Raw genomic sequence first — 16,486 nt, forward strand, 5'->3', positions numbered from 1 at the left:
TCAGAATCCCTTTTTCAGTGACCCCAGAATACCCCGCACCAGTGCGCGGCCGAGCGATGTCGCAGCCGATCGCGCAACCGACTTGATCACGGTTTCGGTCACCGTCTGGCGCTGATAGCCCGGGCGCGAACGGCTCGAACTCTTGCGCCGCGAGGATCTGCTGCGGCCGCGATCGTCCTCGTCATCGTCGTCGCCATAACCGGGCAGGGTCCAGCGCCGGCTTTCCGGCCGTTCCTGTTCCTTTTCCTCCTCCCGGCGGCGCTCTTCCTCTTCCGCTTTCGCGGCTTCCTCGGCGCGCCGCGCCAGCATCTCGAAGGCGCTGTCGCGGTCAAGATCCTTGTCGTACTGACCGGCGACCGGGCTGACCGCCATCACCTTCTGCCGTTCCGGCTCGGTGATCGGGCCAAGCCGCGAGGCGGGTGGGCGGATGAGCGTCCGCTCGACCATGGAAGGCACGCCCTTGGGCCCCAGCGTCGAGACCAGCGCCTCGCCGACGCCCAGCTGCGTGATTGCCTCGAAGCAGTCGAAGGCGGGGTTCGGCCGGAAGGTCTCCGCGGCCACCTTCACCGCCTTCTGCTCGCGCGGCGTATAGGCCCGGAGCGCATGCTGGATCCGGTTGCCGAGTTGGGATAGCACGGTCTCGGGCACATCGAGCGGGTTCTGGGTGACGAAATACACACCCACCCCCTTTGAACGGATCAGCCGCACCACCTGCTCGACCCGGTCGATCAGGATCTTAGGCGCTTCGTCAAACAGCAGGTGCGCCTCGTCGAAGAAGAACACCAGCCGCGGCCGGTCGGGGTCGCCGACCTCCGGAAGCTCCTCGAACAGCTCCGACAGGAGCCACAGCAGGAACGTGCCGTAGAGCCGCGGATTCATCATCAGCTTGTCGGCCGCCAGCACCGAAATCGCACCGCGGCCGTCATTGGTGGTGCGCATGATGTCGGCGATTTTCAGGGCAGGCTCGCCGAAGAAGTTTTCCGCGCCCTGCTGCTCGAGCACCAGCAGTCCGCGCTGGATCGTCGCCAGCGACTGCTTGGTGATGTTGCCATACATGGCCGAAAGGCTTTCGGTCTCGCCCGCCATGTAGTTGAGCAGCGCGCGCAGGTCCTTGAGATCAAGCAGCGGCAAGCCGTTCTCGTCGGCGAGCTTGAAGGCGATGTTGAGCACGCCTTCCTGGGCGTCGGACATGTCCATCAGCCGCGCCAGCAGCAGCGGCCCCATCTCCGAGATCGTGGTGCGGACACGGTGCCCCTTCTCGCCGAACAGGTCCCAGAAGATGACCGGGAACTCCTGAAACTCATAGGGATCGAGACCGATCGTCTTGGCACGCTTTTCAAGGAAGTCCTTGTACTCGCCCATCGCCGCGATGCCCGAAAGATCGCCTTTGACATCGGCGCAGAACACCGGAACGCCGGCATTGGAAAAACTCTCGGCCAGGATCTGCAGCGTCACGGTCTTGCCGGTACCGGTGGCGCCGGTGATCAGGCCGTGCCGGTTGGCATATTTTAGATCGAGATATTCGCCCTTGTTGATGCTGTCGTCGGGATTGCGGCTGGTGCCGACGTAAAGCTTGCCTTCTTCGAGCATGTCGTCCTCGTGCTGCGCCGGTCGTGGCGGTTGGGCTGTCGCATGCGCAGCGCGCAAGCATCACCGTTCACTTATAGGCAAGCCCTGTCCCGGGAACAATGCTTGTCGTCAGCTTGACCCGCTCCTTCCGTCAGGTCTTGCAACAGCCTCGGGAAAGCTTGTGCCTCTAGCTTTCGGAGGCTGATTGTCAGGGGAATATCGGGCGCCATGAAACATGGGGCAACAACGAGGCCTGAAAACATCTGCCTGCCAACAGGGTCGGCGGATACCTTCGGCTGTCGCCGGACGAACCCGGGGGATGCGCCATGAAGGTTGTGATTCTGGCCGGTGGCCTGGGTTCGCGGCTCTCGGAAGAAACCCACCTGCGGCCCAAACCCATGGTCGAAATCGGCGGTCGGCCGATCCTCTGGCACATCATGAAGCTCTACCACACGCACGGTCTGCGTGACTTCATCATATGCTGCGGTTTTCGCGGCTATGTGATCAAGGAATATTTCGCCAACTACGCGCTGCACATGTCGGACCTGTCGTTCGACATGTCCGACAACACGGTTCATTTCCATCGCCAGAGTGCGGAGGATTGGCGGGTCACCCTCGTCGATACCGGCGAGAACACCATGACCGGCGGCCGTCTGAAACGCGTGGCGCCCTATCTCGAAGGCGAAGACAGCTTCTGCTTCACCTATGGCGACGGGCTGTCGGATGTCGACATCTCGGCGACCATCGGCTTTCACAAGTCCCATGGCCGGCTTGCTACCGTTACCGCCGTGCGCCCGCCTGCACGCTTCGGCGCGCTCAAGCTCGATGGTGACAAGGTCCAGGGGTTCATCGAAAAGCCGGAAGGTGAGGGCGGCTTCATCAATGGCGGTTTCTTCGTTCTGTCCAACCCGGTGCTTGACCGGATCGAGAACGATCAGACCAGTTTCGAGGGCGAGCCGCTGACCGAGCTCGCCGAGGCAGGCGAACTGCGCGCGTTCTTTCACCGTGGTTTCTGGCGGCCGATGGATACGTTGCGGGACAAGACCATGCTTGAGGCGCTCTGGACGGAAGGGAACGCCCCTTGGAAAAGCTGGTGATCAAGGGCCTGCCCAATCGCGATTTCTGGCGCGGACGCAGGGTGCTGCTGACCGGCCACACCGGGTTCAAGGGCGCGTGGATGCTGTTCTGGCTCGAGGCCATGGGGGCAAGGGTCACCGGCTGTTCGCTGGCGCCGGAGCAGTCTGAAGCGCTGTTTTCACACTTGCATGCGCCGGAGCGGTTGGCGAGCGAAACCGTCGATATCCGCAATTGCGACGAGGTTGCAAGCCTCGTCGCGCGGGCGCGGCCGGAGATCGTCTTCCATCTCGCCGCCCAGTCGCTGGTGCGCCGCGGATACAGCGACCCGCATGGCACCTTCGCCACCAACGTGCACGGAACCAACAATCTGTTGCAGGCCCTGGCGCAGGTGAACACCGCTCTCGCCATTGTCGTCACCACCACCGACAAGGTCTACCGGAATTCCGATGATGGCCGGGCCTTCGTCGAGACCGATCCGCTCGGCGGTCACGATCCCTATTCCGCCAGCAAGGCGGCTTGCGAAATGGTGGTCGACGGATGGCGCAGCCGCTTCGCGACCGAGGGATGCGGCATCGCAACGGCGCGTGCCGGCAACGTGATCGGCGGTGGTGACTGGGCCGAAGACCGGCTGGTGCCCGACGCGGTCAGGGCCTGGTCGTCGGGCGAGACGCTCAAGGTCCGGCGTCCGGAAGCCACGCGGCCCTGGCAGCACGTGCTCGAGCCGCTGCGCGGATATCTTGTTCTGGCCGAGAAACTGGCCTCCGGCGCGGACATGGCGCCGGCCTACAATTTCGGGCCGCGCAGTGACAGCGCGACCGTTCGCAAGGTGCTGTCGCTCGCAGCCGACACGTTCGGCGATGTGCGGACGGATTTCGCCGACACGCCGGAAGGCCCGGCGGAGGCACATGCCCTGGCGCTCGATCCCACCCTGGCCGAAACCGATCTCGGCATATCCGGTCTTTGGGGGCTCGATCAAACCGTTGCACTGACCGCAAAGTGGTATCGCGATTTTCTGTCCGGCCGCCGGGCGCGCGAACTGTGCGAGGCCGATTGCTGCGCCTATCTCGATGCCGTCAGGCGGTCGTCGATGGCATGCGTCCGGTGAGTACTTCGCCCTTCGGACTGACGCCACTGATGCCGGACCGGAAGGATGGTCCGGTGCTGGTGCGGCGCAAACCGTTTACCGACGAGCGTGGTGCCTTCGCCCGCATCTTCTGCGCCGAGGCGCTTGCCGCGATCGGCTGGCCGGGTCCCGTTGCCCAGATCAACCACAGCCGCACGGAAAAGGCCGGCACCTTGCGCGGCATGCATTATCAGCGCCCGCCCCATGCCGAAGCCAAGCTGGTCGTCTGCATCCGTGGCGCCGTTCACGATGTCGCCGTCGATGTTCGCGATGAAAGCCCCTCCCGCTTTGCGCATGTCGGCGTCGAGCTGTCTGCGGAGGCGGGCACGGCGATCTATGTCCCGGAAGGCTTCGCCCACGGGTTCCAAGCGCTCACCGATGACGCCGAACTCATCTACATCCATTCCGTTGCCTACAATCCGGAACACGAAGCTGGCTTGCGTCACGATGACCCGGCGCTCGGTATCGATTGGCCGCTGCCGATCTCCGGACTGTCCGCCCGCGATGCCGCTCATCCCCTGATCGATGCAGCGGAGCCCATCTCATGATGCGCTGCAGACATTGCGGCGGCGGCGATTTCATTCCGTTCCTGGATCTTGGCGAGGCGCCGCCGTCCAACTCCTATCTCGACGAAGCCGATCTGGGCCTGCCGGAAAAGCACTATCCGCTGGTCATCCGCACCTGCACCGAATGCTGGCTGACCCAGACCGAGGATTTTGCCGACCGGGAGGAATTCTTCTCCGGCGATTATGCCTATTTCTCGTCCTTCTCACGGACATGGCTCGATCATGCGAAGGCCTATGTTGGTACGATGCGCGACCGGTTCGGCCTCGGCCCTGATAGCCTGGTCGTCGAGATTGCCGCCAATGACGGCTACCTGCTGCAATATGTCCGTGAAGCCGGCATTCCCTGCTACGGCATCGAACCCACACACAGCACCGCCGAAGCCGCCCGTACCCGAGGTATCGAAATCGTTGAGGATTTCTTCGGCCGGGAACTCGCCTCAAGGCTGGCATCGGAAGGCCGGCAGGCGGACCTCATAGCCGCCAACAACGTGCTGGCCCATGTTCCCGACATCAATGATTTCGTGGCCGGCTTCGCAACGCTGCTCAAGCCTTCGGGCGTTGCCACCTTCGAATTCCCGCATCTCTACGAGATGGTTCGCGGCAACCAGTTCGACACCGCCTACCACGAGCACTACTCCTACCTTTCGCTGCTTGCCGTCGCCCGGATCTTCAGCGCCAACGGTTTGACCGTGTTCGATGTCGAAACCACGCCGCATCATGGCGGCAGCCTAAGGGTCTTCGCCTGCCGCAGCGATCATCGCGCCCATCCGGTGACTGCAACGGTGGACGCCATGCTTGAGACCGAGCGGCGTGCCGGAATGGACAGCCAGGCGTTCTATGCCGGCTTCCAGGCAAGTGCCGAAGCGGCTCGCGACGAATTCCGCGCCTTCCTCGATGAGGCTCGCTCCACGGGCCTGAAAGTGGCTGCCTATGGCGCTGCGGCCAAGGGCAACACGCTTCTCAATTTCGCCGGCGCGGACGCCGGCGACATCGCCTTCGTTGTCGATCGGAACCCGGCCAAGCAGGGGCGCTACATGCCCGGGTCGCATATTCCGATCGTCGGCGAGGAACGGCTTATCTCCGACCAACCACACAGGGTGGTAATTCTGCCATGGAATATCGAGACAGAAATCAGGACCCAGCTTACCTTTATCAGCGATTGGGGTGGACAGTTCGTGACCGCGATCCCGAAACTGCTGATCAGAAGCTAGGCGAGACGATCGAGATCGAGATCAACGACAAGAAGGTCAAGTCTTCGATCGATACGCCGGGCGAGCCGAACGCCTGACAGCCATCGCGCCTGCCGATGACATCGTCCATACGGCTGTTCGCGAAGGGCATGAGCCCCCGCGCCTGAACCGGGCTGTTTCGCCACGGCGATCGACGCGGAGCAAAAACACCTTGGCGGCCCGGCTGATTCTCTGGCATGAGAAAAAACAGTCGCGAACAAGGAGACCGCCATGCGCACAGTCTATGTCAACGGAAGCTATGTGCCGGAAAACGAGGCCAGGGTCTCGGTATTTGACCGCGGTTTCCTGTTCGGCGACGGCATCTATGAGGTTGCCTCCGTGCTTGGCGGCAAGCTGATCGATTTCCCGGCCCACATGGCGCGGCTGCACCGATCGGCGGGCGAACTCGGCATGCGCTTTACCGTCAGCGACGACGAGCTTCTGGCGATCCACCGCGAACTGGTCAGCCGCAACAAGGTCGATGAGGGCGTGGTCTACCTGCAGATGACCCGCGGCGCCATCGACCGGGATTTCATGTTCGACACCGAAAAGCTGACGCCGACGCTGGTGCTGTTCACCCAGAGCCGCCCGCTGATCGACACGGCTGTGGCCAGAAACGGCATGAAGATCGTCTCGATCCCGGATCTGCGCTGGGGTCGCTGCGACATCAAGACGGTACAGCTGCTCTATCCCTCGCTCGGCAAGATGGAAGCCAAGGCGCGCGGCGCCGATGATGCCTGGATGGTGCGCGACGGCGTCGTCACCGAAGGCACCTCGAACAACGCCTTCATTGTCACCAAAGACGGCGCCATCGTCACCCGGCCGCTGTCGCATTCGATCCTGCCCGGCATCACCCGCGCGGCCCTGATTTCCTATTCGGAAGCCAACGGCACCAGGATCGAAGAGCGCACATTCACCATCGAGGAAGCGAAGAACGCCGCGGAAGCCTTCATCACCTCGGCTTCCGTCTTCGTCGGGCCTGTGATCTCGATCGACGGCGTCGAACTCTCGGGCGGCAAGCCCGGTCCGGTGACGCTTGGCTTGCGCAAGACCTATATCGAGGAAAGCCTCAGGCGGGCGTTGTGAAGCCGAGCCGGGTCGCGAAGACCCGGCTCGCATTGAGCGTCAGACGGACTTGATCGCACCGCCGTCGCAGCGGATCATTGATCCGTTGATGTAGCTCGCCCGCGCGCTGACCAGGAACGCAGCAGTCGCGGCAAATTCCTCGACCGCGCCGTAGCGTCCGACCGGGATCTGTGCCTGCGCGGCTTTTGCCACCTCGGCCACGTCCTTGCCCGCGCGCTTGGCATTCGCGGCGTCGAGCTCCTTCAGCCTGTCCGTGTCGATCCGGCCCGGGAGCAGCATGTTGAAGGTGATGCCGTCGCCGGCGGTCTCGTTGGCCATCGATTTCGACCAGCCGACCAGCGTTGCCCTCAGCGCATTCGACAGGCCGAGATTGGGGATCGGCTGGATCACCCCGGATGAGGCCACCGTCAGCACCCGGCCCCAGCCCTGCGCCCGCATGCCGGGAAGCAGCCGTGCGGTGATGTCCATCACGCTCAGCACCATGATCTCGAACTGGCGGTGGACGACCGACAGATCGGCCTCGCTCATCAGGCCGGGCGGCGGGCCGCCGGTGTTGTTGACCAGGATATCGAGGCCGCCGAACTCGCGTTTGACGGCTTCTTCGAGCAGCGCCGGCGTGGTCTTGTCCGACAGATCGGAGACCACGAACCGCGCCGTGCCCGCCCCGCGCGCATTGATCGCCGCGACGGCCGCTTCGAGCCGCGCGCCATCGCGCCCGGTGATCAGCACATCGGCGCCCTCTGCGGCGATCGCTTCCGCGATGCCAAGCCCTAGTCCGCGCGATGACGCCAGCACGAGCGCGCGTTTTCCTGTCAATCCCAGATCCATCTAGTCTTTCCCTGTTTACCTGTTGCCTGCTAAAGGCTTGCCTATCAGTTGCCGCTCGAGGCCGAAAAGGTCAACCCCAGTAGCCGGGCAGATAGGGCAACCTAATCCAGGGAGAACCCCAGCGTGGTCGAGATTACCATTCCGAAGCCTGATGACTGGCACCTGCACCTGCGCGACGGCGCCATGCTCGAAGGCGTTCTGCCCTACAGCGCCAGGCATTTCGCCCGCGCCATCATCATGCCCAACCTGGTGCCGCCGGTGGTGACCAGTGCTGACGCGAAAGCCTACCGCGACCGCATCATGGCAGCATTGCCGGAGGGACTCGATTTCACCCCGCTGATGACGCTCTATCTGACGGAAGGCACCGATGCCGCGGACGTGGCCAGCGCCCATGCCTCGGGGCTGGTGACCGCGGTGAAACTCTATCCCGCAGGTGCCACCACCAACTCCCATTCCGGCGTCCGCGATCTTGCCAAGGTCATGCCGGTACTCGAGAAAATGGCCGAGATCGGCATGCCGCTGTGCATTCACGGCGAAGTCACCGATCCGGCGGTCGACATATTTGACCGCGAGGCCGTGTTCATTGAAACCGTGCTTGATCCGCTGCGCCGCAAACTGCCCGAGCTCAGGATCACGCTCGAGCACATCACGACCTCCAATGGCGTAGACTACGTCATGGGCTCGGACGCCAACCTGGCCGGCAGCATCACCACCCATCACCTGATGATCAACCGCAACGCCATTCTCGCCGGCGGCATCAAGCCGCATTACTACTGCCTGCCGGTCGCCAAGCGCGAGAGCCACCGGCTGGCGCTGCGCAAGGCCGCGACCTCCGGCGACAAGCGCTTCTTTCTCGGAACCGATTCCGCCCCGCATGTCGATCCGTTGAAGGAATGCGCCTGCGGCTGCGCCGGCATCTTCACCTCGATCAACACGCTGTCCTGCCTCGCCCATGTCTTCGAGGAGGACAATGCGCTCGACAAGCTGGCCGGCTTTGCCAGCCTCAACGGACCGGCCTGGTACGGACTGCCGGTCAACAGCGAGACCGTGACGCTGGTGCGGCGCGACGAGCCGGTGTCCTGGCCCGGCAAGATCGAGACCGGCGACGGGTCGGTGACGGTGTTCGACCCGCTGGTGCCCATCCACTGGGAAGTTGCCTGAGCGCTCTTTAATCCGCTGGTCCGAACTGGTATTCGGATCGCCGAAACCCTTGCCGGAGCGAATGTTCGGGCCCGACCCTGGAGGCAACGCCGATGTTTTCCAACACGTTTCCCGACAAGGCGAAGATCGCCGAACTTGTCGCCAGCCAGCTGCTGGAAATCAAGGCTGTGCATTTCAACGCCACCGAGCCCTACAAGTTGGCTTCCGGAATGATGAGCCCGGTCTATATCGATTGCCGCAAGCTGATCTCCTATCCGCGCATCCGCTCCGCCGTGATGGATTTTGCCGCGGCAACGATCATGTCGGAAGCCGGTTTCGAGCAGTTCGATTGTGTGGCCGGCGGCGAGACGGCGGGCATTCCCTTTGCCGCCTTCCTCGCCGAACGGCTCGGCCTGCCGATGATCTACGTGCGCAAGAAGCCCAAGGGCCACGGTCGCAACGCCCAGATCGAGGGTGAACTGCCGGAAGGCTCGCGGGTGCTGGTGATCGAGGACCTGACCACCGCCGGCGGATCGATGTTCACTTTCATCGACGCCATCCGCGCGGCGGGCTGCACCGTCGATCACGGCATAGCGCTGTTCTATTACGGCATTTTCGAAGAGGCCGGTAAGCGCTTCGCCAACGGCAATGTCGAGCTGCATTACCTCGCCACCTGGCGCGATGTGCTGGCCGCGGCGACCCGGCAGCAGTCCTTCGATCCGGCGACGTTGAAGTCGGTGGAAGCTTTTCTTGACGCACCGCTCAAATGGTCGGCCCAGCATGGCGGCGTTTCCGAACTTCCGGCTTAACCCCGGCAAACCCTGTCCGCCTGGGCGGCATGTGGAGGACACGAGATGATCATCTGTTGCGGCGAAGCGCTGATCGACATGCTGCCCCGGACGACGACGCAAGGCGAAGACGCGTTCTCGCCCTATGCCGGCGGATCGGTGTTCAACACGGCGCTGGCGCTCGGACGGCTGGGATTGAAGACCGGCTTTTTCACCGGTCTTTCAAGCGACATGTTCGGCGACATCCTGCGCCAGGCGCTCGACAAGAGCGGCGTCGACCACGGCTATTGCGCCACGCTGGACCTGCACACAACGCTGGCCTTTGTGCGGCTGGTCAACGGCCAGGCGAGCTACGCGTTCTTCGACGAGAACACAGCCGGCCGGATGATCACCGAGGCGCATCTGCCTGCGCTCGGCGATGAGGTGGAAGCCCTGCATTTCGGCGCCATCAGCCTGATCCCGGATCCCTGCGGCGCCACCTATGAAAGCCTGATGCGGCGCGAGCATGGATCGCGCGTCATTTCGCTCGATCCCAACATCCGGCCCGGTTTCATCACCGATGCCGCAAGGCACCGCGCTCGCATCGATCGCATGATCGCCATGAGCGACATCGTCAAGATGTCGGACGAAGACCTCGAATGGTTTGGCATGCCGGACATGGAAACCGCCGCCAGGACCTGGCTCGGGCAGGGACCCAGCCTCGTCGTCTTCACCCGTGGCGCCAGGGGCGCCATCGGCTTTAGCCGCGAGCACACGGTCGAGGTCGACGGCGTGGCGGTCACGGTTGCCGACACAGTGGGCGCCGGCGACACCTTCAACGCCGGCATTCTCGCCTCGCTCAAGCGCGACAATGTTCTGACCAAGCAGGCTATGAAGGCCCTGTCCGCAGACGCCATCGGCAACGCGCTCGGCCTCGGCGCCAGGGCGGCGGCCGTCACCGTCTCGCGTCCGGGCGCCAATCCACCCTGGGCCGGCGAAATCGGTTTCTGATCAGCCGCGCATCTCGCGGATAGTCTGTGCCAGCAGCAGGGTCGAGCTGTCATGGCCTTCGCCCTGGCTCTCACCCTTGACCACCGGCAACAGTGCGGTGGCGAGTTCCTTGCCGAGTTCCACGCCCCACTGGTCAAACGCATTGATGCCGAAGATCTGGGCTTCGACAAACACCCGGTGCTCGTAAAGCGCGATCAGCCGCCCGAGCGCGAATGGCGTCAACTTGTCATAGACAAAGGTGATCGACGGCCGGTTGCCCGGAAACGTCTTGTGCGGCGCCAACCGGTCGGCCTCGCTCTCCGAAGCGCCGCCGGCAATCAGTTGCGCGCGCGCTTCTTCCGTAGTGCGGCCGCGCATCAGCGCCTCCGACTGGGCCAGGCAATTGGCGATCAGCAACTGGTGCTGGTGCTTGAGATGCGGCTCGTGGCCGTTGGCGGCGATCATGAATTCGACCGGGCTCACGTCGGTGCCTTGGTGCAGCAGCTGGAAGAACGCATGCTGGCCATTGGTCCCCGGCTCGCCCCAGACGATCGGCCCGGACGCCGTGTCCACCGGTTTGCCGTCAAGACCGACCGACTTGCCGTTCGATTCCATGTCGAGCTGCTGCAGATAGGCCGGAAACCTTGAAAGCCGCTGGTCATAGGGAATGATCGCCCGGCTCGGATAGCCGCAGACCAGACGGTGCCAGATGCCCAGAAGCCCCAGCAGCATCGGCAGGTTCTCGCCTAGGGGAGCGGACTTGAAATGCTCGTCCATGGCCCGCGCGCCGGCAAGAAACGCGGCGAAATCATGCTTGCCGATAGCGATCATCAGCGGCAGTCCGATGGCCGACCACAGCGAGTAGCGGCCGCCGACCCAGTCCCAGAAACCGAAGACGCGGCTCTCGTCGAGACCGAACTTGGCCACCTTGTCGAGCGCGGTCGAAAGCGCCGCGAAATGCTGGCCGACGGCACTTTCGCCGAGCTTCGAAACGATGAATTCGCGCGCCGTGGCCGCGTTAGTCATGGTCTCGATGGTGGTGAAGGTCTTCGAGGCAACGATGATCAGCGTGGTTTCCGGATCAAGCCCCGAAAGCGTGTCGGCGATATGTGCGCCATCGACATTGGAGACGAAGTGCAGCCGCGGTCCGTCATGATAGGGCGAAAGGGCAAGCGTGGCCATCACCGGGCCGAGATCCGATCCGCCAATGCCGATATTGACGACATCGGTGAACGGCTTGCCGGTTGCGCCACGGATCGAACCGCTGCGTATCCCGTCCGAGAACGCGCCCATGGCGTCAAGCACCGCGTGCACCTGCGGCACCACGTTTTCGCCGCCGACACGAATGTCGGCGTTTGGTGCTGCCCGCAAGGCAGTGTGCAGCACGGCGCGGCCCTCGGTCGTGTTGATTGCCTCGCCGGCAAACATCCGGTCCCGCTGCGCTTCCACGCCCGCGGCCTTCGCCAGTGCGGAAAGCAGCGCCAGCGTCTCGTCATTCACCGCGCATTTGGAAAAATCCATCCTCAGATCGTCAAGCCCGACGGTGTAGCGGGGGGCACGCCCGGAATCCGCGGCAAAGGCAGCCCGCAGATCGCGGGGCGCTTCGCTTTCCAGGTGGGACTTGAGGTCGGACAAAGCCTGATGGATGGTCTTCGACAAAGCATGGGCCTCCGTGTTTGGGATACCCACCTATGCGGCGAGGCCCGCGGGAAATCAAGTTTCCCGCGGGCCTCTCTCAATTCAGACAGGATCTTTGATCAGGCGTCGCGCAGCTCGCGGCGCAGGATCTTGCCGACATTGGTCTTCGGCAGTTCATCCTTGAAGACAACGATCTTGGGCCGCTTGTAGTTGGTCAGCCCGGTGGCGCAATGCGCCTTGACGTCGGCCTCGGTCAGGTTCGGGTCCTTGCGCACGACGAACAGCTTCACCGCCTCGCCCGAATGCTCGTCCGGCACTGCAACCGCTGCTGCTTCGGCCACGCCCGGATGCGAAACAGCAACCTCCTCGACCTCGTTCGGGTAGACGTTGAAGCCCGAAACCAGGATCATGTCCTTCTTGCGGTCGACGATCTTGGTGTAGCCGCTCTCGTCCATGAAGCCCATGTCGCCGGAGCGGAAATAGCCGTCGTCGGTCATCACCTTGGCGGTCTCGTCGGGCCGGTTCCAGTAACCCGCCATCACCTGCGGACCCTTGATGCAGATTTCGCCGACCTCGCCGAGCGGCATCGCCTTGCCGTCTTCGTTGCGGATATCGATGTATGTCGAGGGCAGCGGCAGGCCGATGGTGCCGGAGAAATCGTCGGCGTCAAACCGGTTGGCGGTGGCTACCGGAGAGGTTTCCGACAATCCGTAGCCTTCCGAAATCACGCAGCCGGTCAGTTGCTTCCAGCGCTCCGCCACCGGCCGCTGCACCGCCATGCCGCCGCCGAGCGACAACAGCAGCGGCTTGAAATTCAGCTTCTGGAAATCCTCGTTGTTGAGCAGTGCGTTGAACAGGGTGTTGAGCCCCGGGAAGACGTGAAACTCGTACTTGCCCAGCTCCTTGACGAAGCCGGGGATATCGCGCGGGTTGGGGATCAGCAAATTGTGTGCGCCTTGCGACATCCCCATCAGCGCGTTCACCGTGAGCGCGAAGATGTGATAGAGCGGCAATGCGCAGACATAGAGCAGAACTTCGGGCTTCTGCTTCTTGATGAAGGCTGCGGGAAGCCACAGATCGTTCTGCGCCACGTTGGAAAGCACGTTCGAATTCGTCAGCGTCGCGCCTTTCGACACGCCGGTCGTGCCGCCGGTATATTGCAGGAACGCCACATCTTCAGGAGTGCTAGCAACAGCTTTGAGAGTCTTGCTCTGGCCGGCGGAAAGCGCTGCCTTGAAACTGACATGCCCCGGCAGCGACCAGGCCGGAACCAGTTTCTTGACCTTGCGGACAACGAAGTTGACCAGGTGCCCCTTCAGTCCCAGCAGGTCGCCCATGGTCGCCACGCAGACATGCTTGACGTCGGTTCTGGAAATGACCTGCTGCAGCGTGACGGCGAAGTTCTCGAGGATGATGATCGCCTTGGCGCCCGAATCCTTGAGTTGGTGTTCGAGTTCGCGCGGAGTGTAGAGAGGATTGACATTGACCACCGTGTAGCCGGCGCGCAGCACCGCCGCCATCGCCACCGGCATCTGCAGGATGTTCGGCATCATCACCGCAACCCGGTCGCCCTTCTGAAGGCCGAGCGACTGCAGCCATGCGCCGATGGCCGAGGACAAGCTTTCCATCTCGGAATAGGTGATGGTCTTGCCCATGCAGGTATAGGCAGGGCGGCCGGCAAAACGCTTGAACGAATCCTCGATCAACGCCGCGACGGATGAATATTGCAGCGAGCCGATATCGGCGGCGGTGTTTGGCGGGTAGGATGCCAGCCAGATGCGGTCTTTGGCAGCAGTCGTATTCATGATGTCTCACTCCCTTTTTATCCGGCTGTGGGCGCATGCCGCGGACTGGCTGCTGCCCCTCTTCCCTCACTCCGGTATTTAAAAGATTTAGAATGCCACGATGTCGGTTGCAATGCCTTCCCTTGACGTAAACGTCAAAACTTGACGCATTATTTTGTCGCTGCCGATCGATATCTGCGGTTTGCCGATTTCCGTTGCCGATGGCAGCCGGGTTCAGCCGCCGATCGCGTCGGCGCCCCTGCCGGTAATGGCCTCGTCGATCGCCCCGATCGCACCTTCGTCCTTTCCGGCATAGGGCAGTTCCGTCAGGATGGTCCGGATGACATTGATCCGCGCCCGGCGTTTGTCATTGGCCCGCACCACGGTCCACGGGGCATGATCGGTATGCGTTTCCCTGAGCATCAGGTTGCGCATCTCGGTGTAGTCATCCCACTTGTTCAGGCTCGCGATGTCCATAGGCGACAGTTTCCAGGCCTTGAGCTTGCTGTGACGGCGGTCGTGGAAGCGCTTGAGCTGCATCTCGCGGCCGATATTGAGCCAGAACTTGAACAGGTGAATGCCCGCCTTCACCGGCATGCGTTCGAAGTGCGGGGTTTCCTCGAGAAAATGCGCATGCTGCTCGGGCGTGCAAAAACCCATCACCGGCTCGACGCCGGCGCGGTTGTACCAGGAGCGGTCGAACATCACGAATTCGCCCGAAGTCGGGAAGTGATCGACATAGCGCTGATAGTACCATTGCCCGCGTTCGGTTTCGGTTGGCTTGGGCAAGGCCACGATCCGGGCCGAGCGCGGGTTCATGTAGGCCCGGGTCGCACCGATGGAGCCGCCCTTGCCGGCCGCATCGCGGCCTTCAAACACCGCGATAACCCGGTTGCCGGTCTCGCCGAGCCAGGTCTGGACCTTGACCAGTTCGATCTGCAGCGCTTCGAGCGTGTCCTCGTATTCGTCGCGGTCGAGCTTCTTCTTGTAGGGATAGTTGTCCGATGTGAAGGCATTGTCATCCACCCAGTCCGGCAGCTTCGGATCGTCAATGTCGAAGGTCCTCAGCTTGCCGTTGACCTTGATCTCGACTGCCCGGCTGGTTTTATCGGTGCTCATCACGTGTTCCCCTGGAAACGGTCTTCATCTGCAAAACAACCCATCATCGCGGATGTTTCAACCGGGATGGGTCATGTCTTCGGGACGGACAATACGGTCGTAATCGGCGGCTGTCACGAGGCCGCTCTTAAGAGCTTCCTTGCGCAGTGTGGTGCCGTTTGCGTGCGCCTTCTTGGCGATCGCCGCCGCGTTGTCATAACCGATAGTGGGTGCAAGCGCGGTCACCAGCATCAGCGAGCGCTCGAGCGCCGCCTTGATGTTGTCCTCGCGCGCCTCGATTCCAGTCACGCAATTGTCGGTAAACGAGACCGAGGCGTCGGCCAGCAGTTGCACCGACTGAAGGAAATTGTAGGCCATCACCGGGTTGTAGACGTTGAGCTCGAAATGCCCCTGGCTGCCGGCGAAGCTCAATGCCGCATTGTTGCCGAACACCTGGACGCAGACCTGGGTCATCGCCTCGCATTGCGTCGGGTTGACCTTGCCCGGCATGATCGAGGAGCCGGGTTCGTTCTCGGGCAGTGCCAGTTCGCCCAGGCCCGAACGCGGACCCGAGCCGAGGAAGCGGATGTCGTTGGCTATCTTGAACAGCGCCGCCGCCGCGGCATTGATGGCGCCGTGAGAGAACACCATCGCGTCATGGGCGGCCAGCGCCTCGAACTTGTTGGGAGCGGTGACGAACGGCAGCCCGGTGATGGCAGCGACACGCTCGGCAACCTTCTCCGCGAAGCCTACCGGAGCGTTCAGGCCGGTGCCGACCGCCGTGCCGCCTTGCGCCAGTTCACAAAGGCCGGGCAGCGTCATCTCTATCCGCTTGATCGATGAAGCCACCTGCGCGGCGTATCCGCTGAACTCCTGGCCGAGCATCAGCGGTGTTGCGTCTTGCGTATGGGTGCGGCCGATCTTGATGATCCCGGCAAAGGCTTTCGCTTTCTCGTCGAGTGCCGCGTGCAGGTGTTTCAGCGCCGGCAGCAGCTGATGAACGACCTGCTCGGCACAGGCGATGTGCATGGCTGTCGGATAGGTGTCGTTGGAAGACTGGCTCATGTTGACGTGATCGTTCGGATGAACCGGTTTCTTCGAGCCCATCTCGCCGCCCATCATCTCGATGGCGCGGTTGGAAATCACCTCGTTGGCATTCATATTGGACTGGGTGCCCGAACCGGTCTGCCAGACCACCAGCGGAAAATGCGCATCGAGCTTGCCGTCGATGACTTCCTGCGCCGCGGCCACGATGGCGGCGCCGATCTCGGGATCGAGCCGGCCCAGCTCCATGTTGGTTTCCGCTGCGGCGCGCTTGACGATCCCGAGCGCCCGCACGATCGAAAGCGGCTGCTTTTCCCAGCCGATCCTGAAATTGCCGAGCGAGCGCTGTGCCTGCGCCCCCCAGTATCTGTCCGCCGCCACTTCGATCGGACCAAAGCTGTCGGTTTCGGTTCTGTAGCTGGACATTCCGGGCATCCTTTTCATGTGATTGCATGTCGGGCGGGGCGGCTTCTCAATTGAAAGGCCACATCGTCATTGTGATTTCAAGTTGTGCGGTTAAACAAGTAGAGCAGTGGGGACGTGAGCA

At 62.8% G+C, this 16,486-nt stretch carries 14 protein-coding genes; 8 read left to right on the forward strand and 6 right to left on the reverse strand.

The window, feature by feature from the left end:
* A complete protein-coding gene (locus O4H62_RS20960) occupies nt 1-1,590 on the reverse strand; it encodes a helicase HerA-like C-terminal domain-containing protein (protein ID WP_269390792.1) in 1,590 nt (529 codons plus the stop codon).
* Between the two features lie 305 nt (nt 1,591-1,895).
* Here O4H62_RS20960 and rfbF point away from each other — a divergent pair, with 305 nt between their 5' ends.
* The 5 genes from rfbF (at nt 1,896) to O4H62_RS20985 (ending at nt 6,650) form a co-directional block, all read left to right on the forward strand.
* Nucleotides 1,896-2,666, forward strand: coding sequence for a glucose-1-phosphate cytidylyltransferase (gene rfbF / locus O4H62_RS20965; RefSeq protein WP_269390793.1), 771 nt, complete (start codon nt 1,896-1,898; stop codon nt 2,664-2,666).
* Nucleotides 2,651-3,751, forward strand: a complete 1,101-nt coding sequence (gene rfbG, locus O4H62_RS20970; RefSeq protein ID WP_269390794.1) for a CDP-glucose 4,6-dehydratase — start codon at nt 2,651-2,653, stop codon at nt 3,749-3,751. Before rfbF ends, rfbG begins: the two co-directional genes overlap by 16 nt.
* Entirely contained in the window at nt 3,748-4,317 is a 570-nt protein-coding gene (locus tag O4H62_RS20975; protein ID WP_331284478.1) for a dTDP-4-dehydrorhamnose 3,5-epimerase family protein, read from the forward strand. The genes rfbG and O4H62_RS20975 overlap by 4 nt, the downstream gene beginning before the upstream one ends.
* Nucleotides 4,317-5,546, forward strand: coding sequence for a class I SAM-dependent methyltransferase (locus O4H62_RS20980; protein ID WP_269390922.1), 1,230 nt, complete (start codon nt 4,317-4,319; stop codon nt 5,544-5,546). Before O4H62_RS20975 ends, O4H62_RS20980 begins: the two co-directional genes overlap by 1 nt.
* Nucleotides 5,547-5,795: 249 nt before the next feature.
* On the forward strand, nt 5,796-6,650 hold the full coding sequence (locus tag O4H62_RS20985) for a D-amino-acid transaminase (RefSeq protein WP_269390795.1): 855 nt from the start codon (nt 5,796-5,798) through the stop codon (nt 6,648-6,650).
* 39 nt (nt 6,651-6,689) lie between these two features.
* Here O4H62_RS20985 and O4H62_RS20990 read toward each other — a convergent pair whose 3' ends face one another.
* A complete protein-coding gene (locus O4H62_RS20990) occupies nt 6,690-7,478 on the reverse strand; it encodes an SDR family oxidoreductase (protein ID WP_269390796.1) in 789 nt (262 codons plus the stop codon).
* Between the two features lie 183 nt (nt 7,479-7,661).
* Between O4H62_RS20990 and pyrC the strand changes: the two genes are divergently transcribed.
* The 3 genes from pyrC to O4H62_RS21005 all read left to right on the forward strand — a co-directional run bounded on the left by pyrC (nt 7,662) and on the right by O4H62_RS21005 (nt 10,396).
* Nucleotides 7,662-8,639: a dihydroorotase gene (gene pyrC, locus O4H62_RS20995; RefSeq protein ID WP_430538497.1), complete on the forward strand. Its 978-nt coding sequence runs from the start codon at nt 7,662-7,664 to the stop codon at nt 8,637-8,639.
* A gap of 92 nt (nt 8,640-8,731) precedes the next feature.
* On the forward strand, nt 8,732-9,427 hold the full coding sequence (locus tag O4H62_RS21000) for an orotate phosphoribosyltransferase (RefSeq protein WP_269390798.1): 696 nt from the start codon (nt 8,732-8,734) through the stop codon (nt 9,425-9,427).
* A 45-nt stretch (nt 9,428-9,472) separates the two neighbouring features.
* Entirely contained in the window at nt 9,473-10,396 is a 924-nt protein-coding gene (locus tag O4H62_RS21005) for a carbohydrate kinase family protein (RefSeq protein WP_269390799.1), read from the forward strand.
* On the opposite strand, the gene pgi is transcribed toward O4H62_RS21005, so the two are convergent.
* From pgi to fumC, 4 genes are all read right to left on the reverse strand, one after another.
* Nucleotides 10,397-12,022 (reverse strand): glucose-6-phosphate isomerase, encoded by a 1,626-nt coding sequence (gene pgi, locus O4H62_RS21010; RefSeq protein WP_269390923.1) that lies wholly within the window; start codon nt 12,020-12,022, stop codon nt 10,397-10,399. It abuts the gene before it with no gap.
* 110 nt (nt 12,023-12,132) lie between these two features.
* The gene (locus O4H62_RS21015; RefSeq protein ID WP_269390800.1) at nt 12,133-13,818 is read right to left on the reverse strand and encodes a long-chain fatty acid--CoA ligase; all 1,686 of its coding nucleotides are present in this window, start codon (nt 13,816-13,818) and stop codon (nt 12,133-12,135) included.
* 213 nt (nt 13,819-14,031) lie between these two features.
* Nucleotides 14,032-14,916 (reverse strand): polyphosphate kinase 2, encoded by an 885-nt coding sequence (gene ppk2, locus O4H62_RS21020; RefSeq protein ID WP_269390801.1) that lies wholly within the window; start codon nt 14,914-14,916, stop codon nt 14,032-14,034.
* A 57-nt stretch (nt 14,917-14,973) separates the two neighbouring features.
* Nucleotides 14,974-16,365 carry a class II fumarate hydratase gene (fumC, locus tag O4H62_RS21025; RefSeq protein WP_269390802.1) on the reverse strand — a complete coding sequence of 464 codons (1,392 nt, stop codon included), beginning with the start codon at nt 16,363-16,365 and terminating at the stop codon, nt 14,974-14,976.
* Nucleotides 16,366-16,486: the final 121 nt, after the last annotated feature.

This window comes from Parahoeflea alexandrii, assembly GCF_027214025.1.
GTDB lineage: Bacteria > Pseudomonadota > Alphaproteobacteria > Rhizobiales > Rhizobiaceae > Hoeflea > Hoeflea alexandrii_A.